We start from the raw sequence: 25,731 nt of genomic DNA, 5'->3' as shown, positions 1-25,731 counted from the left end.
CGCTTATTTCACAGCGCTGGAAGAAAAAGACCCTCCGCCGTTCTTATGCCTTTCAGAGATGGACAAGGGATGATTGATGACCTTCGGGTCACCGGCCAGGCGCACGCCGGCGATCAGGCGTTCAAAGACCTGGATTTCTTCGGCGCTGGGCGGCCAATAGATATCAAATTTATTCTGATGCATTTTGACGGCGTCTTCCATATTTTTCTCGGCCAGACTTTTTTCAGTAGCTGGTGCACCTGCATAGCCCATCTTCAAGTCGTGTTCACCACTTAATTTATCTTTCCATTTTTCGCCATACACTTCATAGATCGCGCCAATGGCGATCAACTGATATTCTGACAGTGCATTTTCTGTAGCAGGCACTAATTTTGAAGGTGATTCTTCGCTGCGCAGCAAGGCGAACAGATTGTCTCTGAACACATCAAAAAGGGTTTCATCCCTGGCTTCGCCCTGCTGCAACATGGCGAGGTAGCGCAGGCGATTGCCAAAGCGCTTGATGGCGCGCGGCGTGCTGCGCTTGCTGGCGATGACACTGGTCCATATTTCCAGCGCATCGCGGAAATGTTCTGAATCCCTGGTTTCCAGTATGTTTTTTCGCAGCAATCGTGTGAAGACAATCACTGCAACAAATAGCACCGGAACAAGTGCCAGGCCTAGCCAGGCGAGTATGCCCAGGGGGGACTCGCCTTCACCCGGATACATGGGTTTATCGTAATTGATTTCAGGCTTGGCCTTGGCTGATGGCGCATTGGCGGCTGGCGACGATGCTGATACCGCTACCGTCATCTTTACAGGTGCTGCATTTTCAGTTTTCACTATCGCAGGTGGCGGCTCTGCAGAAAAGTTTTTGAGAAAACTGCTTTCCGCCACGTACAGGCCGAGAAGCACGGCAAGTGCTGCGGCAAACAGTGGCCAGGTATGTGTCAGCAGGCGGAAAAATTCCTTGCTGCGACGTGCAGGAGCGGCTTCATTGCTGACCAACAGACGGTGCACTGCCTTGTCGCGCGTGCCTGGCACCTTGATTTCTATATTCACCAGTTTTTGCAGATAATCTGCGGCATAGGCGCGACGCTTGATCAATGTGGCGTCATCTTTTGTAGCGCTGGTTTCTTCTGTATGGCTACTTTCATCCATGGCCAGCATTTCAGCAGCAATATCTTTAAATGCCAGGCCAAGTGCTGCCTGTACACGTTCTTTTGCCATGCCAAAAATCACAAAGCAATCGCCTGATGAGGTCAGGTAATTGACTGCTTCCATCACCTCCAGTATGGCCTCCGGGCGGCAACGGTCAAGGTCATCAATGACAATGACCAGGCGATATGGTAAAGCCAGCGTCAGTTCTCTGAACTGCCTTGCAAACTGGTCACGAAAATCATTCTGGGCCGTGGCTGTTTTCAGGCTCATGCTGTCGCCGACGCTGGCCAGCAGGGTGGCTGGGTTCACACCAAAAATACTGGTGCCTTTTGCCAGTGTGTAGAGGGCCGTACACAGCGCGGTGACAGCAGCCAGGAATGCAGTCAGTGGTGTGGCGACTGGGACTGATGGTTGCGACATATTCTTCAGATAGGCATCCAGCGTTGTCAGCATATTTTGCATGCCACCCAGGTGCCATGCATTCCAGCTGAGAATAGACAGGCTGGTCACAATAATAATGGCCAGCATCATCGCACCAAAATGCCGTCTGGAACGACACCACAAAAGATTAAGGCGAAACAGGATACCGCTGAAACTCAACAGTTCAGGCGCAGCCTGTGCATATATCGCGCCCAGCAAACCGGCAAACAGGTTTTCTGCCTTCTGGTGATGCCAGGCATTAAACCAGATGGGGCGATGGCCAAATTTGCGCAGGTCTGCACAGACCAGTTGCATCAGTGAGCTTTTGCCGCTACCCCAGTCACCAGTGATTGCCATGGTCAGTGGTGGCTGGGTTTCGGTATTGCGTAAAAACCGCGAGATGCCACGCGCAAGGCCAGAAAATTCCAGCTTGTCGTCAGCAGGCTGGCGTATTTCAGCATCAGAGGCGGCCACGTCGGCGACGGAATCGGGCGCATTGCCTTTGGGGCGGAAATGCCAGGACAGCCACAGGCAAAAGGCAGATGCCGCCACCAGCAGCCAATACCACAGGGCAGGCGAGCGGCTATAGTGCTCTGCATAATTCCAGTTCTTGCCGCCATCTGTTGTCGCCAGTATCAGGCCGCTTTTGCCCACTGCCCAGCCGTGCAACTGATCGTTGTTGATGTGAATGGCCAGCAGTTCAGCGGGGGCGTTGATTTGTTGTTTTTTCCAGCTGTGTCCACCGTCTTCACTGGCGACGATTTCGCCCAGTGTTATCGGGAAGTCAGTTTTTCCGTTGGCTGTCACGCCAAAGCCGGTAATCGCCCACACATGCTGCCTGTCTTCATTGAAGTGCGTGTAGATGAAATCGAGGCCCTGGCTATTGGAGACTGGATTCCAGTCAATGCCGTGGTTGGATGTACTCATTAACGATCCACCCAGGCCGCGGATATCTTCGTCGATTGTCCAGGCTTGCGATCCATCTTTGGTAAATTGTATGGCACTCGCTTTAACAGATGTGACTGACCAGTCGGTTTTGGCATCCCAGCTCTCGCCACCGTTAGTGCTTGCTATCAGTCCACCATTCGCTGTCGCTGCCCAGCCATTGATACCAGCCTGATCAAAACCGACTGCGACCAGGGTCGCGTTGTTGCCATTGACCTGTCTTAGCCATTTTTGTCCACCGTTCCTGGTAGCGAGGATAATGCCATTATCACCGACTGCCCAGCCATTCTGGGCATTGTCGCTGAAGGCCACGGCCAGCAATTTATTGCTGACGCCGCTGTGTTGAGGATACCAGTCTATACCTGCGTCGGACGTTGCCAAAATAAGGCCATTGCTGCCTACTGCCCAGCCATGGATGCCGGCATGATCAAATGTGACGGCGTTCAGGTCCGGCTGGCTGGTGGCTGACAGGGCGTGCCATGTTTGGCCGCCATTGTCTGTGTGAATGATGACGCCCTGTCTTCCCGCCACCCAGCCATTGAGGCCATCGCGCATGAAGTGAATCGATGTCAGGGCGGTTGGTATCTCATTGATTTGCTGCGTCCAGGTTTGTCCACCATCACTGGTGGCAATGATTTCACCGTTATATGTGCTTGCCCAGCCATGGAGGCCGTTGGCCTGGAAAGTGATTGCCGCTATCTCTGATGTCAGTGTGCTGTTTTGCTTTTCCCAGGTCTTGCCATCATCCTTGCTAAAAAACAGGCTGCCGTTTTCTCCCGCTACCCAGACATGCCTGGGGTTTTCGCTGGTAGCCAGGGCATACAGGCGAAGGTTGGAGGAGATGCTGACCTCATCCCACGTCTGGCCACCATCGCCAGTACGACAGACGCTGGCACCACCGCTTAATATCCATCCGTGTTGGCCGTCTGGATGAAAACTGATGGCCTGCAGACGTCGTTGCAGATTATTTGGCTGGGGAGCCCAGTTTTTACCACCGTCTGTGCTTGCCAGCAGGGTGCCTTGCCCTTCGCCTACTGTCCATGCATGCTGGCCGTCTGCCATCACACTCACATTATGCAAGGCATTGCTTGTGTTGCTGTTCTGTGTAATCCAGTGTTCGCCACCGTCAATAGTGGATGCAATAAAGCCCTTGTCTCCGGTGACCCAGGCACGCTTGCCATCTGCATGCGCATGGATGTTCGCCAGACCGGAAGTGATATTGTCTTGTGGCACGGCTATTTTCTGGACATGCCAATGTTTGCCGCCATCGACTGTGGCAAGAATAATGTCTTTCCCGCCGGCGACCCAGCCATGCAAACCATCTTCGGCAAAACTGATGGAGCGAAAATCTTCGTACGAAGTAAACAGCCGCCGGTGCGGATTGCTTTCATTTGGGGCAAAGAATGACATCTGCTGCGCCGTGCGATTGGCCGGCACCAGACGCGGCTCCTGTTGCCAGGCGAGAATGCTGCCAAGCGCTAACAAGACAAACGCCAGCCAAAGCCAGGGCCAGGCTAGCAGTGGCGGTAGCAAGCCCGGTTTTGTTTGGCCAGTCTTGGTCGCCGGTCTTTGAATTCCCATGCAAGAACCCTCATTTTTTCAATTCGGTTTGGTATCGATGCAGATTTGACCGGCTTCGCTATCGGCACTGCAATGGAAGCTGAAAGACACAGTCGTGTCAACATAGTAACCGTTTAAAATTGCTAATAAAGCATATTCAATAAGTAATTTATGAAGTTGCCTTCTTTTAAACCTGGTTTGCAATAAACGCATCACAATTTCTGAGGTTCTTTATGACAGGCGTATTACCGCATGTTGTATCCACCCATCGCACCCGCTAAGGCATGTTGCCGCGCACAATTTTGTTTGCTACATTGGTGGCATGACCAAGACAAAAATAATAAGCTCCAGATTGGTTCGTAGTGTTGTTGCAGTCGTGTGTGCCCTGGGTTTTGCTTATGGAAGCTGGCAAGTTGCCCTGCGACCTGCCGCAGAGATGTTCAGGGGCTGGTCACGGGCGCAAGGCCTGGTGGCAGTGCCTGCGAAAGTCGACAGGCTGGAACTGCGTGTACACGAGGGTGAAGCCATTACCCGCCAGGTGCTGGCTGAATTCACCTATGCGTACCAAGGCAGGCAATATCATGGCCAGCGTATCAATATCGGTGGCGACAGCAGTGATAATATCGACACTTACCAGCAAGACCGTTATCACGAATTGCAAGAGGCCAGGGCAACTGGCCGTTCCATCACTGTCTGGCTAGACCCGCAAGAGCCAGGGTTTGCCGTCTATGACCGGGCGTTCCGTCTGACCCGCCTGTTGTTCATTCTTCCCTTTGCCTTGATCCTGCCCGCCATCAGCCTGGGTAGTTGCTGGGCCTTGTGGGTGATATGGCGGCCCGTGCGGCCAGGGTGGGCTGGTGGCGATTCCACTGGCATTGCTGTGCCGCCTGGTGGCCTGGTGCTGCCAGCGGCAAAAAGTGGTGCCATCACCCTGGGCTTGTTTACCCTGTTCTGGAATATCGTCTGCTGGCCAATTGTGATGGTGGCTTTTTATAACACCCGCGACATGGGCAACCTGCTGATCTACCTGACGCTGATCTTCCCGGCGATTGGGGTGTTATTGGTGTATATCACAGCGCGTGCCGGTTTTTTGCGCTGGCGTGCTGGCGACACCGTGTTGAGCATGATGCGCCAACCGGTGACGGGTGCAGAGAATAGGGCAGCCCGCCTGCATTTCAGGCATGCGCTGGGTGAGCGCATGCGCGAACCCGCCATGCAGTATCCGGTCAGCATGGAAATCAAATGTGTGCATGAAGACAGCCGTGGTGAAGACACGGTCAGCAAGACATTGTGGTCGCAGGAATTGCCTCAAAAAATGGTGCTGCATGGCGCACAGAGCATGGATTTCAGGTTTGATTGCCCGGCACATCTGCCCGCCGCTGGCGTGCTGGAAAAGAAATATCTGAAGATAGGCTGGACGCTGGAAGTGCGATTCCTGGGGGATGCGCAGCATTTCAGTCTGCCGGTAGAAAAAAACTCAGCAAAGTGGGGCGCATATGACCACACCGAGTGACAAAAAGCCAGGCCACAGTACCTACCTTGGTATGTTGTTGCATGTAATTTTGTTTGTTACATTGGCGCCATGACAAAAACAATAAATTCAGGTTCAAAAGTAGTACGCACTCTGGTGGCTCTGGCCTTTGCGATTGGCTTTGGCGTCGCAGGGTGGTATGCAGGCTGGCAACCGGTTTCTGCCATGCTGGCCGGATGGTGGCGCGCGCAGAACCTGGTCGCGGTGTCAGCCCAGATACTGGAACTCAGCCTCGATGAACGTGTCGATGAATCGCTTACCTGGCAGGTGAAAGCTGAATTTGTCTATCATTACCAGGGGAAAGAATTTCGCAGCCACCGCATCAATATTGCCGGTGATACGCACGACAATATCGGCAACTATCAACAAGCGTGTTACCAGCAGTTATTGCAAAGTAAATCACAAGGGCAGGGCGTGACCCTGTGGGCAGACCCAAAAAATCCGCAATTTGCGGTGCTTGACAGGCAACCCCGCTTTCGCCTTCTGTTGTTTTCGCTGCCCTTTGCCTTGCTGTTTCCCATGATTAGCCTGCTTGCCTGCTGGGGTGTCTGGCGCATCTGGCATGAGGTGCCCAACCGCACCCTGGCACCTGACCATGCACGCCAGTCGGCACGTGGTGGGGCGCAGTTTGCCAGTCATACCACGCTTGTGCCCGATACTGGCGCGGCTTATGGGATGGCTCTTTTTGCCGTCATATGGAGCTTGATGAGTTTTGCGATTGCCGTGCCCTTGTTCTTGCAAAAATGGGAAAGCAAAAAACTCGCGCTTGACTGGTATTACCTGAGTCTGCTGTTCCCCCTCGTTGGTGTGCTGCTCATCTCTTTTGCCGCGCTGAACGCTTACCGGCGCTGGCGGCTTGGCAAAACCAGTTTGCTGATGGTGCAACAAGCTGCAACAGGCAGGACTGACATCCGCATGCGCCTGCAATTTGCTACCGCCCTGGGCACGCGTTTGCAGGCGTCGCAACTGCATTATCCGCTGACAATACAGTTCCAGTGCGCGCAAAAAGATAAGCGTAATGAAGATGCGGTCGAGAAAGTATTGTGGTCGCAAAAACAAGCGGTAAAAATCGCCATGCATGGGGCGCAGCACTTTGATTTCACAATAGATTGCCCGGCAGGTTTGCCAGCTAGCGGTATGCAGGATAACGATGCATTACAAGTCATCTGGACATTGCAGGTCAAATTGCTGGGCTATACACTGGACTTCATCATACCGGTACATCACACCGCGCACAGTGCACCAGACCAGCAACTGTCACATCGCAGTGCGGCTTCCTTAAAAAGGGACGCGGCCTCATCTGAAAAGAACGCAGGTTCCAGCCGTGGCAGTTTCGTTTTCATGGGGCCTCACAAAGTAGTCTCCTCACCGGGCACGCGCACAGCACGCTGGGTCATCCTCAGTATCATTGTGCTGACGTTGATGTTGACGTCCGTGTTTGCTTATCTATCGTCCCTTCATGCCGAAGACGACGATGCGCAGGCTGGCCTGACAGACAGACCACTTATTGCGCCTGCCCAAAAAGAAACACTGACGCGATTACAGGCCAGGCTAAAGGCCGGAGCGGATGTGAATGCCAGAGATGGCGATGGCAAAACCCTGCTGATGCATGCTGCCCTGGATGCCGACCTGCCCAGCGTGCAGTTTTTACTTGAGCATGGCGCGCAGGTCAATGCCGCTACGCCACTTGATGCCACTGGTCTGGGTGAGCGCACCGCCTTGTTTGATGCGATACAGGCCGATGCTTTGCCTGTCTTGCAAGCCCTGGTGGCGGCAGGCGCGAATATCCATCAAGCCAGCAACCAGGTGTGGACGCCCATGCATTATGGTGCTTATCGCGGCGCGGTGAAGAGCATGGCCTTTTTACAGACGCAAGGTCTTCCTGTTGATGAGCGCTTCAGCGGCGCACGTGGTTCCACACCCTTGATGATCGCAGTGGAACATGATCAGGTAGATTCGATCCGGTTTTTGATCAGTGCAGGCGCTGACAAGAACAAGAAAGACTTGTACGGTGAAGACGCTTGCAGCTATGCACGCTATTTTAAAAAGCCCCTGGCGGCGAAGACGCTGGGGTGTGATTGATATTTGTTTTTGAAATGGGCTCTGGTGATTTAATCAATCGACTGAGTTGCTATCTTTCAAACTTTAATTCCGCTGTTCCACCATGCCAGGTATGTCTCCCTGTATGCATAGCCATGACTGTGCATAGTCGACCATGCCTTCTTCTGTTTTGATGCGCTCAAAGCCGGTGATGACCATGCGTTCACCTTCCATCCACAATATCTGGGGATCGAACAGGGTTTCCTGATACTGGTTATTGGAACCCGATGTAAACCGTGCCAGCCGCGTCATGCGGTGCAGGCCCTGGTCATTGGTTTCGCAAATCGCCAGTTCGCCAGAATTGCCGCAGTTGAAGCGGTCCAGCAGGCGCTTTTTGGGGATGGCGATACCCCTGATGCGCATCTTCACCATGTGCAGTTTCATGATAGTACTGTATAAATAATCAGTATTATCGACTAAATCCAGGATTTGTGTGGATTTTTTATGATTTTTGCGATTTTTGTTGCTGTGTGCGATCTAGCCATCTGAGCCAACATGAAGGCGACGCAACAATGCCAGCTTGATTTCGCAATAGCCTCTTAACTTGAGCGCTGAAATGTTTTAACTGCTCTCACGTTTGCGCAGGGCTTCTTTTGCTGCTTCAATATCCCTGGCGCTTTCTTCGAAACGGCGCTTTTGAAGTTCATTCTGCCGGGTGAGGATAAGCCGCATGTTTTGATTGTAGGCATTGAACTTGTTCAAATCTTCGGCAGAATAAAACATGATTTTGTCATCCTGTACAGCCCATCGCTTATGGTCTGAAAGCAGCACGATGATATTACCTGCCTCGTCGGCCAGTTGCCTTTCGGCCTGCCATTTCGCTGCCAGATCGGTCTTGACCTTGACGATTTCAGCGTCCATCTCTTTAAGCATATCGCGCTTTATCGCATCGCTGACGTTCATTGACTGAACGCCGTCCCTGGCGTTTTCAAGCAGGGCATTCACTTTTGTTTCAAATTTGGTGATGACGCGTTTGCCTTGCACCAGTATGTCGCGGCTTTCAGTCATATCGGTGTCATTATTGAGGCGCTGAGCGTTCATCAGGCGGCCCCAGCCAGCCTCAGTCATTTCGTCATGAAACTGTTTTTTAAACGCGATGGCACTTTCCAGGACGGTCTTTACGTAGCGCTCATATTCAGCCAGGTTTTTATCGGCTTCCGTGCTGCTGCCTGTTACTGTGCTGTGCTGCAAATCTTCAGTCACGGTTTCCGGGCTGGTGACTGCCAGTTTTTTCTTCTGGTCAATGCCTGCCATGCCAGCCACCAGCATCGCTACGTAAATACTGAGGAAGGCGATCACAAACAATTTATTGACCCGCTGGCGCAACAATATCAGGCGTAATATCGCCGCAATCACCAGCGCATAGACGGCAAATTGCCCGGCCAGATAAATCATGCTGACCGCACTCTTGCCCGCCAGGGTAAAACCCAGAAAGGCAGCGGCGGCGGTAGTCAGCACCAGTGCGCCTATCCACAGGACATTGCTTTGATTTGTTGTACTCATGTCGGGCATCTTTTCAATCGAATTTCGGTATGGCAGTGTGCCAGATAAATCCAGGTTTGACATGCGGTCATCGTTGACACCAATATCAATTCACTGCCAACGGCAATGCCAGCATCGACGCTGGCATCCGTTCTTGCCGCTTATTTTTGAAAGCTATTTTTCAGATTTTCAAAATTTTTGCTGCCTTGTTCAAGACGGCGTTTCTGGGTTTCTTCCTGTTTTTTGGAAATGTCCTGGATTTTCTGATGGTAGGCATTGAATTTTCTCATGTCACCGTCCGTATAAAACATGAACTGATTATTTTCCACGGTCCATTTTTTATGGTCTGACAGCAGGTTGATCATGTTACCCACTTCTTCGACGATCTGTTTTTCCATCTGCCATTGTTCTGCCGATTCCTTCATGGCTTTACCCAGGCCGCTTTCAAAGCCTGTCAGCATGTCGCGCTTGCTGGCTTCACTGATATTCAGACTCTGGATTCTGGATTTGCCTTCATCGAATAATGAATTGGTCTTCAATTCGTATTTGCTGACGATGCTTTTACCCCTATCAAGTATGCTTTGGCTTTCTATCATGCTGAGATCATTTTTCAGGCGATTTGCATCCAGCAGACGGTTCCAGCCAGCTGCTTCCAGTTCTTGCTGATACTGGTTCCTGAAGGTGACGGCACTGTTCATGAAGTCTTTCATGAAACGTTCCATTTCACCAAATTCACCGCTGGCTTTGGGTGCGTCACCAGTGTGTGCTTCTATCGCTGGCAAGCTGTTTGCGTCGGCACCGGGTTTTTGCAGGGCATCACTGATACGCTTCATTTCTTCCTGTGCCGAAGCAAAAGCCAGTGCCGCCTGTTTTTTCTGTTTTTCAACACTCATGCTACCCGCCACCAGCATGGCTGCGTAGATAGCGAAGAAGACCACGATGAATAATTTTCCGTCACGTTTGCGTAACAGCAGCGAGCGGAATACTACCGCAATAATCAGTGCATAAACAACAAACTGCCCGGCCAGATAGGCCATATTGGTCATACCCTTGCTGGCCACCTTATAACTGAGAATAGCCGCAGCGATGCTGGTCAATACCAGGGCTGCTACCCAGACAAAGTTACTTTGATTTTTTTCATTCATGGCACATCTTTCAATATGAATTTTCAGAGCAGCAGTGTGCCGCATTGTTAAACTGCTGGCAAGTCGTGGCGCTGGCAGAGGGTAACTGAAGCTGCCGCATGAGGGGCATGTTGGGCATAAGCAGATAAGCAGCCTGGGGCAGATGCAGATCGGTGTTGCTGTCAATAAACCTGCTTCAACTCAAAAGATAATCGATGGCTGACACCAGAAACATCAGCGCCAGCAGGACAACAACATTGCCCACAACAAGCACTTCCAGTTTGCGCATGAGGCCGCGCGGTGAAGGGGCATATTGATATGCCATGACCGCACAGACCAGGGCAGGCAAGGAAAAAATGACAGCCACCAGCGCGCACAAAAGAGTCAGCCCCGCCAGACCCGTGCCGCAGACAAAACCACCGTTTTCAGCCTGCTGCTTTGCCCATGCAGAAAACACCTGATATTCATACACAAGAAACACCACCGGTAATAGCGATAAGATACCCAGCAGCCACGACCAGCCGCGCAGGGTGCCAAACAATTGACGGCAGGTGAGGAAAGCCATGTTGCTGTTGTTTCAGGTATTGCGGTTCTGTTTCAGCATATTGCAAAACAAGGCGCCTTGTTCTATCGCATCATCCAGCGCGACGTGGGTATGCGGCATGGGATCAAACCATTGCTTGGGCATATGGCGCTTGGTGCTGTCGCGGTAATCAGTTTTCAACAAGGCCATGGCGAAGGTTTTCATATCCAGTGCCGAATGGCTGAACGGGCTTTCACCGGCAAAGCGTATCAAGTACCAGTAAACGAACAGAAAATCAAAACCTGCCGGATAAGCCACAAATACCGGGCGGCCAGGCAAGGTCTTGACCCAGGCAACATAGCGCTGCATGGCTGCTGCCGGGTCTTCCTGGTTGCTGCGGCATGCTTCCCATGCTTCTGGCTGGGTTTGCCACCAGGCGGCTGTCCTGGGGTCTGCGCTGGCTCCCGGCAGGGTTGCCAGGTTGGCGCTGAACGTGGCGATCAATTGCTTGTCGGCAGTGTAGGCAGCAGAACCTATGCTCAACATTGAATGCGGGCCAGGTATGGGGCCGTCGGTTTCGACGTCGGTACTGATATAGATTTCTGGTGCGCTCATGGCATCGTCCGTTGGCAATGTGCGTGTTCAATTCTTTTCATATTCTTCCAGGTCTGCTATGCGCTTTAACGCATGCGCCCGCATGCAACCCAGATGCATCACCGTACGTATGGTGCCACCTATATTGCGCTGATACACAGCATCACAATCCGCTTCACGAAACTTGATCCACGCACGCTGGGCATTGATAAAAGATTTCTTGATGTCGGCGTAGTTGCCTTCTGATGCATAGTCTTTTTCTGTTGACTTCAAGACACGCTGGTAGACCTGGTTCAGTTTGGCTTCCACCTTTTGCAGGTCTATGGATGCGCATTCATTCAGGTCCATGGTGTTTTGTGCTTTGCTGCAATCAATCGCATGGGCGAAGCTGCAAGTGCAGGCCAGGGTGAGTAAGCTTAATAGTTGTCGCATGATGGTGAGGGAATAAGTGGCAAATGCTTGGCAAATACGCGTTTCATAAATAATGAATGGTAACGGCAATGTACTCGATTCAACCTGATATTTTATTCAGCGCAGTTTCATACACCTGCAGATCAGCATCTGAAAAACAGCAAAAGATAATTTCATTGATCGCCGGAAAATCCGGGGCGAGTGCATTCAGCGTATCAAGCGCTACCTGTGCCGCCTGATCTATCGGGTAACCGTAAATACCTGTGCTGATGCTGGGAAATGCCAGGCTATGGATAGGTTTGCTCGCCGCCACTTCCATGACACGGCGATAGCATGACGCCAGTAATTCTGCTTCGCCATTGCTGCCGCCACGCCAGACGGGACCAACCGTATGGATGATAAAACTTGCGGGCAGGCGATAGCCTTTGCTTAATTTTGCGTCGCCCGTCTTGCAACCACCCAGTAGTCGACATTCATGCACCAGATCAGGACCCGCAGCCCTATGTATGGCACCATCGACACCACCGCCACCCAGCAAGGACGAGTTGGCCGCATTGACGATGGCGTCTGTTTTCATGGTAGTAATATCAGCACGCACTGCACGAAATTTGACAGGCATCAGGTGATCTTTCTTATATACGTGTTATTGCCTGCCAACTTGAACTAGCCTGTCAGTTTGTGCAAGCAGTATCGTTGGTTTGCAAATACAGGCTACAACAGAGATCAAACTTTCATCGGCCATGCCTGACAACTCAGGTCGCCGACAATAACTGCCCTTCATGCGGAAATTCCCGCGCCAGCAATTCGGTATCTGTCAGTGGACGACCTTGCCAGATACTGACGCTCGCAGCACCCGCGCCGAAAGCCAGTTCATGCAGGGCGCGCAATTCTACCTGCGTCAGGCCGCCTTCATGTTCACCCAGCGGGTGTATCACCATCGCTGGTGAAGCCTGCCAGAAAGCTTTGGGCGGCAGACGTTTCACAAAGCTCTTGAGTACTTCTTGCGCCGTAGTGAAATCAGACATCAGTGAGCGCGGGTGGGCAAATGGATTGACGAGCCTGACGGAACTGTCCAGGCTGCTGGCTTGCCTGGCCTGCGCCCCAACCGCGACGATACGGGCCTGGGGGGCGGCGCTGATGGCGATCTCGGGTATTTCAGAAATCACGTCGCCACTTTTTGGGTTGCGCACCGTCAGGCGATCTGGTGAGAGCTGGATATAGAGTAATTGCTGAAAATGCTTAAGCATATTTTTTCAGTGTAGTTGATGGATGAATTGTTGTCGTCCGTGATGCGTGCTCTGTCCGGTATTAGTCACTAAGTCACCAAGCGCAGAAAACGCTTCATTATAGAAGGAATATAAAATACCGGCTTGCCCAATGCTGACGATAAAGAAATAAGTCAGCATCAGTGACGGCATGCAATGCTGGTGCCTGATGCACATCTGAAAAACGACTGGCAAACATCTGACAGCGAATTGGACAAAAAGTTGGACAAATAGTTGGGCAGGTAGTCGATACAGATAGTCGATACAGATCCGGCAAGCTGCTATTGCTGTTTAACCTGGCTTAATTGTGTGCCAGCCAGGCTCTTTTCAAATTGTGCATTGCCCAGATATTTCAAATATTTGGTGCCGCCGCTGGCGTCGCTCATTTGATAATATTCGCCCACATGCAGGGTAGGCAGGCCATCATTCAAGGCCACCATCTTGTCGCCTGTCACATAGTGCACTGTGCCACTTTGTGCATCCAGGCGATATACCTTGCCATCACTGGAAGTAACCAACTGATACCGCGGGTTAGACCAGCTGCCTTCACAGGCCGACACCGTCACCAGTGTCAACAATGTCGCTAAGATTCGTATGTACTTCATGCGCGCTCCTGATGACAGCGAAGTAGGGGGATTCGATAAAATGACTTCGTGACCAGGGCTGTAAAGTCTGTGCCCGGCTGCTGTTGGTGCCTGCAAGAACCAGAATGCAAGCAGCATGCGGGCTTATCAGTAAGCAAAATCAAAAGTCAAATATGGTTAAATTTCAATTGTGTAAATATAATCTAATATTATTCATTTGGCAATTCGTTTTGTGACTGTTATAGTCCTGCGTGTTTGCAGTGGGTCAAAGTTTTCTGTGTGCATCAGCTCATTTCTCAGTGGTATGGTCGAAATTGAAAAAACACAGCGCTTTATATAAGAGGTGACAATTGATTCTCAGTAACTGGTATGCATGCCAGCGCCGGAACTGATAACGATGCTTGTGTTCTGATTACTTTAAGCTGCAACAAAAACGACTTCTCAATGATTTCTCAATGACTTCTCATTGACTTCTTAATGAATAACATCAGCATGAGCTGATGAAAAAAAACATGGCAAATATCAATATCAAACTTTCGCAAGCAGTCGTTAACACCAATTACCAACAGGCACAAAAATCGCCACCTACTAATGGCAGTCTGGGCACCCTGTTTGATGCCTTCGCCATCGTCGGCACAGCCTGGGCCAGGGATCATCCCTATTACACCTCGTTTGATTTTTCTGGGGGCAGGCTGCAACTGGGCTTTCCCGATGGCGCCACCACGACATATACCGGCGTTGTGCTGGCCAACCCCAACGCCCTGTCAGGGACGGCGACGGCAACCGGCATACAGTTATATAAAAATGGCGTGGTGTCGATCGTAGAGACAGGCAAATTCAACTTTGATTACACCAATACCGTCGTCAACGGCGTCAATTCAATTACCATCAGGGGCACAGGTGTACAGGCGTCCAGCTATGCCTTTAATGCCTTGCAGCCGACCTACAGCAGCAACTATGACCCTGTGCTCGGCAATATCGGCGTTACCGTACAGGGCAATATCGCGGCAGATAGCAGTGGCAATAATTCTGGCAGCATCAGCCGTATTTCAGCGACAGCTGACAAGTTTCTGGCTTCCACTACCGTTGATGGCAGTTTTTCTCTGTATGCCAATGGGATTTCAGTCGGGCAAGGCACCAGCAAATCCAGTGTGACGGGTACCATGACCAGCAGCGTCACCGAATACCGTGACGGCAGCTATAACCGCATCACCAACCTGTCTGCCCCCATCGCTGCCAACCAGCAAATCGATGAAAAACTGCTGGCTGACGCGTCCCTGTTTGGCGGCAATGACATCATCAGCGTTGACCTGCCATCAGCGATGTATTCTGATTACCTGATTTCTTCGGGCGCAGGCAATGACCTCATCACCATCAATGGCGGTGGTGGTCGTTTGCACGTCAATGCAGGTAGCGGTAATGACGCTATCAACATCGGCACTGGCAACCACAATGTCGATGGCGGCACAGGCATGGATACGGCGATACTGAACGGGCAGGCAAGCGCCTTTGCGGTAACCGCTTCCGGCGGCGGTTACCAGTTGCGTGCCTATGCCAATGGCGACACCAATAACCTGGTCAACGTAGAGCGTCTGCAATTTTCCGACAAAAGCATCGCACTCGATATCAATGGCACGGCTGGACAAGCCTATCGCATCTACCAGGCTGCTTTTGGCCGCAAGCCAGACCTGGCAGGCCTGGGTTACTGGATTAAGGACATGGATGGCGGCTCCAGCCTGACGACGGTCGCTGCGGGTTTCTTCCAGTCGCCAGAATTTCAGAAACTGTACGGGGCCAACCCGTCGACCAATACCCTGATCACCAATTTTTACCAGAACGTCTTGCACCGCGCCCCCGACCAGGCAGGTTTTGATTACTGGAACGGTCAACTCAGCACCGGCAAAATCACCGCAGCCGGCGCCCTGGCCAGCTTCTGCGAAAGCACAGAAAACCAGGCCCAGGTGATAGGTACAATACAGAACGGGATAGAGTACAAGTTGTGGGTGGGATGAGTTTGGGTCTTGTCGTGTGAAACGAAACAGGGCGCGGCTGGTTGCTGCGCCCTGTTTCATACATCTCTGGGCTTGTGGGTCATTATGCTGGGTTCATCGTATTTGTTAGCGCTGATCGCCGCGATGTGAAGAATCTGTTATCTAGCTTCTAAATCAGGGATGCCAAAATGAGCGATGACGTCAAATTATTGAGTAGCCCCAAAAATTTCGCTGTTGTGCAGCTTTTAGAAAGGCGATATCCAGGCATCGTATTTCAGGGCGATAGTTTGCATAGTTTAGTCATCCGTCTGAAAAATTTGCAGCAGTTGTTACGTAATGATTGTATCGACGATCTAAATATTGAATTGATTGAAATTTGTGACGAAATGGCTGCTGTATTGAATCACTATGAACTGGTGTGTAGCGAACAAAAGATCGCATTGCCATACACTAAAAACGATGACGACCCGGTAGGTGCGATTAGCGCAACGTAATCGTACGCAAACTGAACGACATGCATATCAGCGTAGGGTCGTAGTTATTCTGAAATTATGCAGTTTGTTACCCCGCTGCACTTTTGATCGTGATGGCCATTTGTGCGATTACGCTGTGCTAATCGCACCTATGCGAACTGCGCAAGACGGATCACGCGTTGCAAAATAATTCCCCCTACAAGATCCGTTAGCGCCACTCCTGCATGCAAGCCTGACCAGGCATATTCCACATCACTTGCACTTCCCCGTCACTGCATTGTAGGCCAGCGCAGCGGCGGCGAAATAGCCCAGGTAGGTCGCCTGGCCTATGCTGATGCCTTCGCCATTGGCTTTGATGCAGTCGCTTATTTTGGCATTGTGAACTTCGCGCCCGAACTGGCGGATTTGACTGCGTTCTGTGGCTTCCAGTGGCTGGCCAGCGCGGCCTGCGAGTTTTTGTATGTCACTGCGACTGTCTTTATATGCACGGGCGACGGCGTCCCTGTCTATGCGCAGGGTCGATGCGCCTGCGGGTTTTTCTTCGGTGAACAAGTCTTTGGCGGTATCTTGCCGCTGTGGTTCTGATGCCGGTAAGCTTATGGCTTGCGCCGGCTTATGTGTATCAGGGCTGGCCTGTTTGCGGGCTTGCCTTTCGGTCTTTTTGGGAACCTCCATCTTGTTGTCGGCAGGCTTGTCGTCTTTCGCCGGGGCTGTGGGAATCAGCGCAGGCAAGAGTGATAAATCGAGTGCGATATAGCGGCTCAGAGGCTCGCTATTTTTGTGCCAGGGTCGTACCAGCTGGAACAATAACAAGGCGGTGATCAGACAGGCAATGACGAAAGAGACGATGGATTGCCAGGCAGCCTGATCCGGCAGGGTAAGCTTGTGTTCGTGCATCAATTCGTCTTCAATTTGGAAACAGTTTATTGGACATTGCTTTCAATGAAACAGTTCCGCTGAGCATGCCCCTTTTTCATGTCAGGTTGCTCACAGGTGACGGTAGGCCGAGGCAGGCACATCACTTATCTCATCACGAAGCTGGCGATTAATGCGAAGTGCCTGACGATCGCTGACGATGACTCCCGGGCTATGGTTTATGGCTTAACGTCATGCGGCAGATGCCATAGCGCCCCTTGCTGCAACTCCGTCTACAGCATGTATACATTTATGTATATCAGCCATACGGTTTCAGGTAATTTTCTTTTGTCAGGCAATCCCGCACACTGGCGTCTCTTGCAGTAAAACTGATCCAGCCTTGATGAAAGACACTGTGCCATGACTATCGCCGCCAACTTAACACAACTGTTTTCCTGCCATACAGAATGCACTATCGTCTTGCGACCCAGGCAATTGGCGGTATCGGTATTTGGGCTGGCGGTGCTGGTTCTTGAATTCTGGTTGAAGGTGCCTGTGAAGCCGGTGCTTGATACGTATCTGCAAAAACTGGCGGTGAACTTCACCTCTGTTGGGCGGTAATTGCCCCGGATGATGTTGTTTTGGAAGTGGATTTTTGTTTTGCAGGGTGCCGATAATGCGCTTTGTTGCAGTTAAGGAAGAACCGCGCAGACGAGCAGTAAGCGCGGTTCCGGGGGCTGCAAATTTTACGGACTGGTCGCACTCCTGATCGCAATTGCTGTCACCGCCCAGCCCAGCCAGCCATTCGGTTGCGCGACGCTCCAGGCCATGGAGGAAGAGCCCAATGCAGTGGCCGGTGCGTGTTGCGTACCAAAGGTCAGGGTATTGGGATTGGCGTAGCTGAGCGCGCCCAGGCCATAGCTGGGCACGATGCTTTGCGCAAAATCGCCACCGTACACACCAAAAACCAGAGAATTTGCCAGCAGGGTGCTCTTGGCCGCACTTGCAGAGGCGCTGGTGTTACTTGCCGTCACGGGGTTGCCATCAAAGATTGTGGGGGCGAAATCCGATATTTCATAGGCAGCCATCACCACGCCTTGCGCTGCGCCACCATTAGCGTTGATCGTGAACGAACTTCCACCCGTTGTAGCCACCATGTAAAACCAGCCAGCGCAGGAAGACCGGCAAGCATCAGTTTTATACCAGGTGTAGTTGCCTGCATTTTTATTATCCGAGACAGTGAAGTTGTAAGTGTTACCCTGGTTGGTCGCCATCGCAACAAGGATCAGGTTGCCGGCCTTTACCGGGTTGGCAAAGCTGATCGAAGCCGGTCTGGTCACGCCATCTGCATAGGCAGGTACCGTGGTTTGCACCACCGCAGCGGATGCTGGGGTCTGGACGGCACTATGGGCGCCCTTAATCGCGATGACCATTTCTGACCAGCCTGTCCAGCCTCTGACTTGTGCGACGCTCCACGAGACAGGTGTAGACCCCGGTGTCGTTGCCACTGCCATCTGCGTGCCGTAAGTCAGTGCATGGGCGTAAGGTGCGTTGAATGCGCCTGCTGCATTGGCGGGGGCAATGGATTGATCAGGGTCACCGCCATACACCGTGAGAACGAGTGAATTGGCCGAAGCGGTCAGCTTGGTCGCGCTTGCCGTGTCACCTGTACCATTGCTTGTGACGGGGTTGCCATCAAAGATCGAAGCGTCGAAATTGCTGACTTCCATCGCGGACATGACGACTGCTTGGGCCGCGCCCCCGCTTGCCGTGATCGTAAAATAACTGCCGCCTTTTGGCGCCACGAGATAGAACCATCCTGCGCAGGTAGTCTGACAGGCATCGGTTTTATACCAGGTGTAGTTGCCTGTGTTCTTGTTATCCGAGACAGTGAAATTATAGGTATGCCCTTGCGTGGAAGCCATGGAAACAAGAATCAGATTGCCCGCCTTGACAGGGTTGGGGAAGCTGATCTTGACAGGTCGGGTTGACCCGTCAGCATAGACCGGGTTTGCAGTCTGCACCACTTGCGGTGGCGTGATTTGCGTCGCCCCTGTCGCGGTCACCGCAGCCGATGTTGCGGTAGCAGAACCTGCGGCGTTCTTTGCTGTCACTGCGCAAGTCAGTGATTGACCCGCATCTGTGGCGGCGACGGCATAGCTTGCCGCAGTGGCGCCAGCAATTGCCGCGTCAGCGCGCTTCCATTGATAGGCATAGCTGGTGGGTGAGTTGCTCCAACTGCCAGGCGAACAAGTCAACGTACTGCCAACACCCGCAATACCAGAAATAGAAGGTGTCGCCGTGTTGGCCGGGGCCTGCGCACTGGCGAGATTTGCACTGCAACTTGCCGTGCTACCGCCGTTGGAACCCGCACAACTCCAGGCCCAGGGGCCAGAGCCTGTCAATGTAGATGCCGTACCCGCGCTGCACAGACCGCTTGAGGGCGCGGTGGAAAATGACAAACCGTTGGCACTGCCGCAAGTGCCATTGACGGGAGAGGCCGCGCCTGCCACCGTCACGGTATTACTCATGACCGAGGCAGAACCTTTCGCATTGCTTGCGGTGACGCGCCACACAATCATCTTGCCGGCATCCGCGCTGCCTGGGGTAAAGCTGTTGCCGGTACTGCCAGTCACATCGACCCCATTCACTATCAATTGATACTGATAGCTGTTCGGGCTGTTGGTCCAGGTGCCTGTTGATACGGTCAATGTGCTGCCAACCTGCGCCGTACCCTGGATGGCTGGCGACACAGTGATGGCTGGCAAGCCTGAATCGCTGGCAGAACCCGACAGGTAGGCACCGATATCCATCGTTGTTGTACTGCGGGCTTTGAGGTCATAGTCCGTTGTGACGAGAGAGGTTACCGCTGCGGCTGTTGAGCCAGCACCACGTGCCGCGCTGTTGTTCTGCAGATGGAAGTCAGCACCGGCTTTGACAAAAAGCGGGTTGGCCAGTACCGCGGTGGAATCCAGGCCAGGGCTGCCAGAGCCGTTGAACCACAGGTTGCGCGCAAAGGTGCCAGCGCTGGCCTGTACGCCATTCGAGCCTGAGTTATACGGTGTGCCGGTGGCCACGTAGAAGATATTGTTTTCCACATCCATCGCCCCTTTGGGCAGGTTCCAGTCGTTCGTCAATGCACCGTAATTGTTATTGCCTGCGGTATTGGTGTTGTAGAAGGTGTTGTTGTATATCTTTGCCGCGTTGATGTCGGTGGTGTTGAAGCGCACAGCCGCATACTGGATGTTGTAGACAATGTTATTCCAAATTTTCACATTGCCAGCCGTACCGTCAGCAAGGTTGATGCCATGCTTGCGTACATCGTGGATCAAGTTGTGGTGCACATTGATATTGCCTATGGGCGTACCCGAAGAACTGTAACTTTGTACACCATTGCCACCAAAGATATTGCCGATCTCGTTATAAGCGACTTCATACGAGCCCGTGCCATCAAAATAAATGCCATGGTTTTGCAGGAAGCTGGTGCCGTTGTCCGGCCCGCAATACACATCATGCACATGGTTACCCAAAACCACGACACCGTTGCCGCTACCCGTTACCCCGGCCCCTTTTGCCATGACGTTGTAGGCGGCGGTATAAGCAGTCAGTTCGGTATTGACCACGCGCCAGTTGGCACCCTTGTAGGCATTGAGTTCATAGCCTGCTTGCACATCGATCATACCATCTGCACGGCCTGATTCTATCTTCAGATTGGTGATGGTGATGCCGGCACCGCAGCCAATTTCCTGGCGGGCACTGTCAGCTGAGGTAATGACGCCACCTGAACCATTGTCGGCACTGCTGGTCAGTGCCTGAGAGAGCAGGGGTGTTTCTGTCGGGAAGCCCATCAGGGTAATCGGCCCGGTTTGTACCGCGCCTGTCGCCGGCGTGCCGGACTTGTTTTGCACGCGCAAAAAATAGTTATCATTCGCCTGGTGCACATCAGTCCACACACCACCACGCATGATGATGAAGTCACCCGGCAGGACGATGCCCCATACACCGGCAGTTGCCACGGGCTGCAAGCCACCTGCAATCGTGCAACCGACATGGATGTCGTTGGAGTTATTGCTGATCGCCAGCTGTACGTGTCTGTAAGGGTGATTGATATCATCCGGCTGCCCGGTGCTGTCACTGCCATCCAGACTGACAAAGTAGATCTTGCCGGGGTTGACTTTAAAACTCAGTTGATTCGCGTCTGTTGCGACATTGCCGTTGATGACTACTTTAACTGGCAGACTGGTGCCGTTGGACGCACCGCCCAGTGCGCCTATCTGCGCTGTGATTTGCTGGATATCGGCCCGGCCGCGTGAAGTGCCGATGGAACGGTAATTGTCTACTTCGATGTTATCGAGGTAGACCTTGGCGCTGGTACCTGCGCCTGTCGTGCCAAAGTTCTGCCCAAAGACGGACAGATAAATACCCTTGTTATTCTCGCCGCCGCTTGTGGGGCCAGACGTGATATCTGTATAGAGCTGCTGCGGTGCATTGCTGCCTGCGTCATTTGTGCCACCAGAAGCAAAGATTGCCGTGACATATTGTGTATCAGCAGTTTTGGTGAAGGTGCAATCTGCCGTGCCGCTGCACCCCGTGCCAACGGCAGTCAGACCCGGCCCCGCCCAGCCAGTAAAACCACTGCCTGATGCATGCAGCGTGAAAGTGGAATTAGTATCAAACAGCTGGCTGCAATTGCCGGTATAGCCCACGACAGCACTGGTGCAGGTCACTGCGCCCGGGCTGCCGGCTGTGCTGCTCACCGTGCCGTCACCTGCTACGCTGACGTTCAAAATCGAATTCGACCCCGGCGTTGCAAGCGCGCTCATCAGCCCTCGTGGGCCGGTTGCCGAGCTGGCTCCTCCGCCTGCTGCGTTGGCATTTAACCCTGAATTCGAGCCACCGAGCGTGACAATAGCGCCAGCGATGGCGACGGTAGCCGCCACTGCTGCGATAAGCAGCATGGCATATTTTTTTGCTTTCATTTTAAATTTCCCTTTTCCCTTTTGAGGCGCAGCTTTAAGGCCAAACCAGCGCAGACAGGATGGGTTGGCAATGCGTATTGCCGGATTGATCCGGCATATATTTGTTATATGGGTAACGCTGATCCCAGGTAAGAATGTCCTGGTGAGTCGCTATGGGTAAGCCTGAGTCTGAAGAATAGCGCCACCCCATTTTCAGGGGATTGCTTGAAAACCATGTCATTAAATTACAATTAATTACATTAATATCTTATTTGACAACTTTATGGATGCAATGAAAAGCGACCTGCCGCTGTAGCAAGCTGCAGGTGCGATGAGCATGCGAATCGTACACGCGCATCACACCTACCTTCACATTTGCTCAGGTCGTCACGCGTCATTGCCGCATCATTACAGCAGAACTTAAAGAGAAACCCTTCTACCCAGGGGCGGCCTGCTGCGATATTAGATATGGCTTTGCTGGTTTATGTTTATTTGCGAGGGGTCATGCGTGCGATTACGCTGCGCTTGTCGCACCTACGTTGCTGGAGTACATGGCACCTGCGCGTGCAAGGGCATATTCGGGCGACGACGACTCTATAGGATCAGCAAATCTGTAAAATCAGCTTGCCGTTGTTACACTCCAGACCGACATAGCCTCTTTGCCATCCAGTGGATACAAGCCGCCATACTTGAGCTGAAACTTCAGTTCTGCGGGGGCAAAGCTATCGTCATTGACCTGCACATTCTGATGAGGCTTGTCCTTCGTCAGACTGTACTCACGGGTATCTTGTTGCATGACCAGCACATCGCCATCGATGCGTATCAGTTTGAACCATCGCTGCACTACCTTGGGTGCCGCCTGCGAAGTGTTTGGCTCGGTGACTACCCAGGCTTCAAAAATATCGCCAACGACAGGGTGGGCCAGATGTTGCTTGACCAGGGCAGCGCGATCATTGGAGGCTTGCGCATCTGTATTGAATTTAAATTGCAAGACCCCTATGGCGGTGATGGCGATTGCGACACCTGCGACAAATTTCCACTTGAACCAGAAACGGAACTTGCCACGGTAGCCTTTCTGATGTTGCCGATAGAAGTCAGTCATCGGTTTGCTGAAATCATTGCGCTCGATTTGTGTATGGCAGGCCGTGCAGACCACCAGCGGTATGGCCGGCATATTGGTAAATGTGTGGAAGAAAGAATCTTCACGCAAATTGAAGAATTGCATGCGCAGTCGCTCTGCGTGGCAGTGTGGGCATGGGATATGGCTGACGGCAAGTTCACCCACAGGGACGTGGGTTTGAGTGACGACGTAGAAAAACATTACATTCTCCGAAATAATCTTGGGATGAGAAGCCGGTTCATCGTGCGTTCAGCCTGGCCCTGCATCAACGCGGCCGGCATGGGCGATATGGTGGTATTCATAAAACAGGGTCGCAATCTCGTCATAGTCTTTGCCACTAATTCTTGGCAAGGTGATGAACAATTGATTTGACAGGGTGTCGAAGCGCAGGTAGGTCGCTTTTTTTCCTGGCGGGGGCAGGGTTGTGCCAGGCATCAATTGCAGCTGTAAAGTGACGACGAAGCCGGGATGCGCTACCACCGATTCAACTGCCGACCAGGCTAATTCACCTGACATACCTTCGAGGCGTAAGCTGTCTCTGCGTACAACGATAAAGGGCTTTTGCGATTTCTTGCGGTAAATGTTGGCAACGAAAGTACAGGCGGCGCCGCCTGCCATCAGGAAGGCAATCACTGTGACGGTAATCATCTTGAAGTGCGTGCCGCTGGACGTGAACATCAGTACAATGCCAAATGCAAACAGGAACTGCAGAAAAGCCATCAACCCAAATACCAGCATTGCCGTTGATGGCGGTTTTTTGATGATCCATTGATCTGTCAGCAAACCGGTGCGTATGTCGATGTCCTGCTTTTGTACCTGCGATAGATCCTTGGTCAGTTGTTGGCACCATGCACGGCCGCCGCCCAGCAGTTGATTCAGCAGCGACATGCCGGCGTCATCTACAGGCCGGGCAGCATGGGTCAGCAAGTCGGCGTTTGGGTTGACCTGCAATGCATCCATCCTCTGCCGCAATGTCGGGTGGCTATCAGTGGGGTGGGCCCATTCATCATCCAGATGTGTTTGCGGATTGTCCAGCCCCCTTGCCTGGGCGCTTGTTATCATTTCAGCGACCAGATCATCCTGGTCTTTTGGCTGCAAGCGCACGCGGCCAAGGGACTCATGGATATACAGGTTAAACAGCCTGGTACGCAATAGTGCTGTGGCTGCGTCAACCGGGCTATGCAGGGAACTGCCAAGCTTGTCTGCCATCAGTTCACGCTGGCGACTCCAGTGCTGAACGGCATGATCAAACTGTTGAGAAAAAAATTCGCCTAACAGAAAGGTCGGGTAGAGCATGACCTGACTGACGATGTCACGTTCGCGCAAAGTGTGCATGTGCCGCAGGTTTCTGTACACTCCGGAAAAAATAGGGACGAAACGTGTGGAATATTCTGTATCGGCACCTGCAAAATGCGCCAGCTCGTGACCCATAATGACTTCAGTTTCTGACCGCGACAACACCGCCAGGTAGGTAAGCGGCAGGTAGAGGGTACGGCCCCGCAAGATAGCCTCTGAAGGTGTCAGCCTGATATCAGAGGAGGTGACAAAGAAGCCGTCGCACAGACCAACAACAATATGATCTGGTGGCAATGCGTTGAGCCTCTGGGCGATGTCCCGCATCCAGGCCCACAGGGCTGGTGACTGCGTTGTTGAAACACTGCGGCCCATCAAGGGCATGGGCTGGATGTTGAAACTGGTCCGGTTGACATACAGCGCATACAGCGCCTGCAAGGCTGCTGCGATGGCAACCAGGCTGATGATACCGAACAGGACACTGCGTTTCAGGTCACCATTGCTCATCGCGCTGGTGATGTGAATACTGGCTAAAGTTTCATAAATCGATGCTGTAATGGTGGCGCTTGCAAGCAATACGGTCATGGCACCCATCAGCCAGGGTAAGCGTTGATAGCCTTTCGAAAAAATCTGCCAGAGTTGTTCACGCGAATGTCGCGCCAGGCGCCCGGCACGAATCATCAGCACCATACCCACCATGCCCAATAGGGTTGCCAGCAATCCGCAGGCAACTGTCCAGAACGGCAAGGCCTGGCGGGCACGTATGGCAGGCTGGTTTTCATCTAGATCAGACAATTGCGCCTTCAGGATCTGCCCGGCATATTGCACACCTAGTACCCGTCCCGGAACGCCGCTAGGTATGGCTGCATGCGGATCGCGCTGGGCAAGCTCGGACAAACTGGCTATTTGTGCAGACAATGTAGCGCGGTCCTGCGTCAGATTTGTCAGTCGCATGAACTGCGATATACCCAGGACGGTGAGCAAAGCAGGCAACAGCAAAAGAAAAATGGCGAGCTTCAGGCTAGACTTAGTCATGATTGTCGTGGGTGTGTGGTATATCGTTTGTCCGGATGAAACCAGGATGCCGGACGAACAAATTGGAAAGATTTCCAAGTGTAGTTGAAATGGCTTATTAATTTGCCATGTTTTTGATATGCTTACAAATATGGGAGGTTTGTAACATTATTTCAAAAAAGGTAACAAGTTAAAATATCTTGTTCTGGAAAGGAAAAGGTAGCTATGTTTGTATCTCAATAGGATGGCAGTCTTTGTCGTGACGTTCCTCTACGCACCACTTACCCAGATATTGGAGTGGTGATTGGTGACCAGTGTGGGAGCAGGCCCGCCTGCGTTGCTAACTTGCCG

19 protein-coding genes are annotated in these 25,731 nt (G+C 52.4%); 5 read left to right on the top strand and 14 right to left on the bottom strand.

Annotation, left to right across the window (positions count from 1 at the left end; genetic code table 11):
• Window positions 1–3: 3 nt before the first annotated feature.
• On the bottom strand, window positions 4–4,083 hold the full coding sequence (locus ACO0LH_RS01460; RefSeq protein WP_422939265.1) for a YCF48-related protein: 4,080 nt from the start codon (window positions 4,081–4,083) through the stop codon (window positions 4–6).
• A 331-nt stretch (window positions 4,084–4,414) separates the two neighbouring features.
• Here ACO0LH_RS01460 and ACO0LH_RS01455 point away from each other — a divergent pair, with 331 nt between their 5' ends.
• Complete coding sequence (locus tag ACO0LH_RS01455; protein WP_422939264.1) at window positions 4,415–5,575, top strand: DUF3592 domain-containing protein; 1,161 nt, start codon at window positions 4,415–4,417, stop codon at window positions 5,573–5,575.
• Between the two features lie 69 nt (window positions 5,576–5,644).
• Window positions 5,645–7,675: an ankyrin repeat domain-containing protein gene (locus tag ACO0LH_RS01450; RefSeq protein WP_422939263.1), complete on the top strand. Its 2,031-nt coding sequence runs from the start codon at window positions 5,645–5,647 to the stop codon at window positions 7,673–7,675.
• Between the two features lie 63 nt (window positions 7,676–7,738).
• Here the strand turns inward: ACO0LH_RS01450 and ACO0LH_RS01445 are convergent, their stop codons facing one another.
• From ACO0LH_RS01445 to ACO0LH_RS01405, 9 genes are all read right to left on the bottom strand, one after another.
• On the bottom strand, window positions 7,739–8,077 hold the full coding sequence (locus tag ACO0LH_RS01445; RefSeq protein WP_422939262.1) for a hypothetical protein: 339 nt from the start codon (window positions 8,075–8,077) through the stop codon (window positions 7,739–7,741).
• A 177-nt stretch (window positions 8,078–8,254) separates the two neighbouring features.
• Entirely contained in the window at window positions 8,255–9,196 is a 942-nt protein-coding gene (locus ACO0LH_RS01440; protein ID WP_422939261.1) for a hypothetical protein, read from the bottom strand.
• 140 nt (window positions 9,197–9,336) lie between these two features.
• Window positions 9,337–10,320, bottom strand: coding sequence for a hypothetical protein (locus ACO0LH_RS01435; RefSeq protein ID WP_422939260.1), 984 nt, complete (start codon window positions 10,318–10,320; stop codon window positions 9,337–9,339).
• A 175-nt stretch (window positions 10,321–10,495) separates the two neighbouring features.
• On the bottom strand, window positions 10,496–10,864 hold the full coding sequence (locus ACO0LH_RS01430) for a hypothetical protein (protein WP_422939259.1): 369 nt from the start codon (window positions 10,862–10,864) through the stop codon (window positions 10,496–10,498).
• A gap of 12 nt (window positions 10,865–10,876) precedes the next feature.
• The gene (locus ACO0LH_RS01425) at window positions 10,877–11,437 is read right to left on the bottom strand and encodes an exonuclease (protein WP_422939258.1); all 561 of its coding nucleotides are present in this window, start codon (window positions 11,435–11,437) and stop codon (window positions 10,877–10,879) included.
• Between the two features lie 27 nt (window positions 11,438–11,464).
• Window positions 11,465–11,848, bottom strand: coding sequence for a lysozyme inhibitor LprI family protein (locus ACO0LH_RS01420; protein WP_422939257.1), 384 nt, complete (start codon window positions 11,846–11,848; stop codon window positions 11,465–11,467).
• Window positions 11,849–11,927: 79 nt separating this feature from the next.
• Entirely contained in the window at window positions 11,928–12,446 is a 519-nt protein-coding gene (locus ACO0LH_RS01415; RefSeq protein ID WP_422939256.1) for an O-acetyl-ADP-ribose deacetylase, read from the bottom strand.
• Between the two features lie 133 nt (window positions 12,447–12,579).
• On the bottom strand, window positions 12,580–13,074 hold the full coding sequence (locus ACO0LH_RS01410) for a rod shape-determining protein (RefSeq protein WP_422939255.1): 495 nt from the start codon (window positions 13,072–13,074) through the stop codon (window positions 12,580–12,582).
• A gap of 299 nt (window positions 13,075–13,373) precedes the next feature.
• Window positions 13,374–13,697 carry a hypothetical protein gene (locus ACO0LH_RS01405; RefSeq protein WP_422939254.1) on the bottom strand — a complete coding sequence of 108 codons (324 nt, stop codon included), beginning with the start codon at window positions 13,695–13,697 and terminating at the stop codon, window positions 13,374–13,376.
• Window positions 13,698–14,188: 491 nt separating this feature from the next.
• Between ACO0LH_RS01405 and ACO0LH_RS01400 the strand changes: the two genes are divergently transcribed.
• Window positions 14,189–15,688 carry a DUF4214 domain-containing protein gene (locus ACO0LH_RS01400; RefSeq protein ID WP_422939253.1) on the top strand — a complete coding sequence of 500 codons (1,500 nt, stop codon included), beginning with the start codon at window positions 14,189–14,191 and terminating at the stop codon, window positions 15,686–15,688.
• 167 nt (window positions 15,689–15,855) lie between these two features.
• Complete coding sequence (locus ACO0LH_RS01395) at window positions 15,856–16,161, top strand: DUF6959 family protein (RefSeq protein ID WP_422939252.1); 306 nt, start codon at window positions 15,856–15,858, stop codon at window positions 16,159–16,161.
• Window positions 16,162–16,392: 231 nt separating this feature from the next.
• On the opposite strand, the gene ACO0LH_RS01390 is transcribed toward ACO0LH_RS01395, so the two are convergent.
• Entirely contained in the window at window positions 16,393–17,037 is a 645-nt protein-coding gene (locus ACO0LH_RS01390; protein ID WP_422939251.1) for a hypothetical protein, read from the bottom strand.
• 378 nt (window positions 17,038–17,415) lie between these two features.
• On the opposite strand from ACO0LH_RS01390, the gene ACO0LH_RS01385 reads away from it, so the two are divergent.
• The gene (locus ACO0LH_RS01385) at window positions 17,416–17,616 is read left to right on the top strand and encodes a hypothetical protein (protein WP_422939250.1); all 201 of its coding nucleotides are present in this window, start codon (window positions 17,416–17,418) and stop codon (window positions 17,614–17,616) included.
• 125 nt (window positions 17,617–17,741) lie between these two features.
• Here ACO0LH_RS01385 and ACO0LH_RS01380 read toward each other — a convergent pair whose 3' ends face one another.
• From ACO0LH_RS01380 to ACO0LH_RS01370, 3 genes are all read right to left on the bottom strand, one after another.
• Window positions 17,742–21,974, bottom strand: coding sequence for a beta strand repeat-containing protein (locus ACO0LH_RS01380; protein ID WP_422939249.1), 4,233 nt, complete (start codon window positions 21,972–21,974; stop codon window positions 17,742–17,744).
• A gap of 598 nt (window positions 21,975–22,572) precedes the next feature.
• On the bottom strand, window positions 22,573–23,274 hold the full coding sequence (locus tag ACO0LH_RS01375) for a hypothetical protein (RefSeq protein WP_422939248.1): 702 nt from the start codon (window positions 23,272–23,274) through the stop codon (window positions 22,573–22,575).
• A 48-nt stretch (window positions 23,275–23,322) separates the two neighbouring features.
• Complete coding sequence (locus ACO0LH_RS01370; RefSeq protein ID WP_422939247.1) at window positions 23,323–25,401, bottom strand: M48 family metalloprotease; 2,079 nt, start codon at window positions 25,399–25,401, stop codon at window positions 23,323–23,325.
• Window positions 25,402–25,731 lie beyond the last annotated feature (330 nt).

This window comes from Undibacterium sp. TJN19 (genome assembly GCF_049339485.1).
In the GTDB taxonomy this organism is placed as follows: Bacteria; Pseudomonadota; Gammaproteobacteria; order Burkholderiales; family Burkholderiaceae_D; genus Undibacterium.
The sequence above is the reverse complement of the archived record's forward strand: the minus strand, read 5'-3'. Positions and strand labels throughout refer to the sequence as shown.

Coding starts and splice junctions, on each gene's coding strand:
- ACO0LH_RS01385 (WP_422939250.1), top strand. CDS start 17,416: ATGACTATCGCCGCCAACTTAACACAACTGTTTTCCTGCCATACAGAA.
- ACO0LH_RS01430 (WP_422939259.1), bottom strand. CDS start 10,864: ATGGCTTTCCTCACCTGCCGTCAATTGTTTGGCACCCTGCGCGGCTGG.
- ACO0LH_RS01380 (WP_422939249.1), bottom strand. CDS start 21,974: ATGAAAGCAAAAAAATATGCCATGCTGCTTATCGCAGCAGTGGCGGCT.
- ACO0LH_RS01425 (WP_422939258.1), bottom strand. CDS start 11,437: ATGAGCGCACCAGAAATCTATATCAGTACCGACGTCGAAACCGACGGC.
- ACO0LH_RS01375 (WP_422939248.1), bottom strand. CDS start 23,274: ATGTTTTTCTACGTCGTCACTCAAACCCACGTCCCTGTGGGTGAACTT.
- ACO0LH_RS01395 (WP_422939252.1), top strand. CDS start 15,856: ATGAGCGATGACGTCAAATTATTGAGTAGCCCCAAAAATTTCGCTGTT.
- ACO0LH_RS01390 (WP_422939251.1), bottom strand. CDS start 17,037: ATGCACGAACACAAGCTTACCCTGCCGGATCAGGCTGCCTGGCAATCC.
- ACO0LH_RS01445 (WP_422939262.1), bottom strand. CDS start 8,077: ATGAAACTGCACATGGTGAAGATGCGCATCAGGGGTATCGCCATCCCC.
- ACO0LH_RS01415 (WP_422939256.1), bottom strand. CDS start 12,446: ATGCCTGTCAAATTTCGTGCAGTGCGTGCTGATATTACTACCATGAAA.
- ACO0LH_RS01410 (WP_422939255.1), bottom strand. CDS start 13,074: ATGCTTAAGCATTTTCAGCAATTACTCTATATCCAGCTCTCACCAGAT.
- ACO0LH_RS01420 (WP_422939257.1), bottom strand. CDS start 11,848: ATGCGACAACTATTAAGCTTACTCACCCTGGCCTGCACTTGCAGCTTC.
- ACO0LH_RS01405 (WP_422939254.1), bottom strand. CDS start 13,697: ATGAAGTACATACGAATCTTAGCGACATTGTTGACACTGGTGACGGTG.
- ACO0LH_RS01435 (WP_422939260.1), bottom strand. CDS start 10,320: ATGAATGAAAAAAATCAAAGTAACTTTGTCTGGGTAGCAGCCCTGGTA.
- ACO0LH_RS01460 (WP_422939265.1), bottom strand. CDS start 4,083: ATGGGAATTCAAAGACCGGCGACCAAGACTGGCCAAACAAAACCGGGC.
- ACO0LH_RS01450 (WP_422939263.1), top strand. CDS start 5,645: ATGACAAAAACAATAAATTCAGGTTCAAAAGTAGTACGCACTCTGGTG.
- ACO0LH_RS01400 (WP_422939253.1), top strand. CDS start 14,189: ATGGCAAATATCAATATCAAACTTTCGCAAGCAGTCGTTAACACCAAT.
- ACO0LH_RS01370 (WP_422939247.1), bottom strand. CDS start 25,401: ATGACTAAGTCTAGCCTGAAGCTCGCCATTTTTCTTTTGCTGTTGCCT.
- ACO0LH_RS01440 (WP_422939261.1), bottom strand. CDS start 9,196: ATGAGTACAACAAATCAAAGCAATGTCCTGTGGATAGGCGCACTGGTG.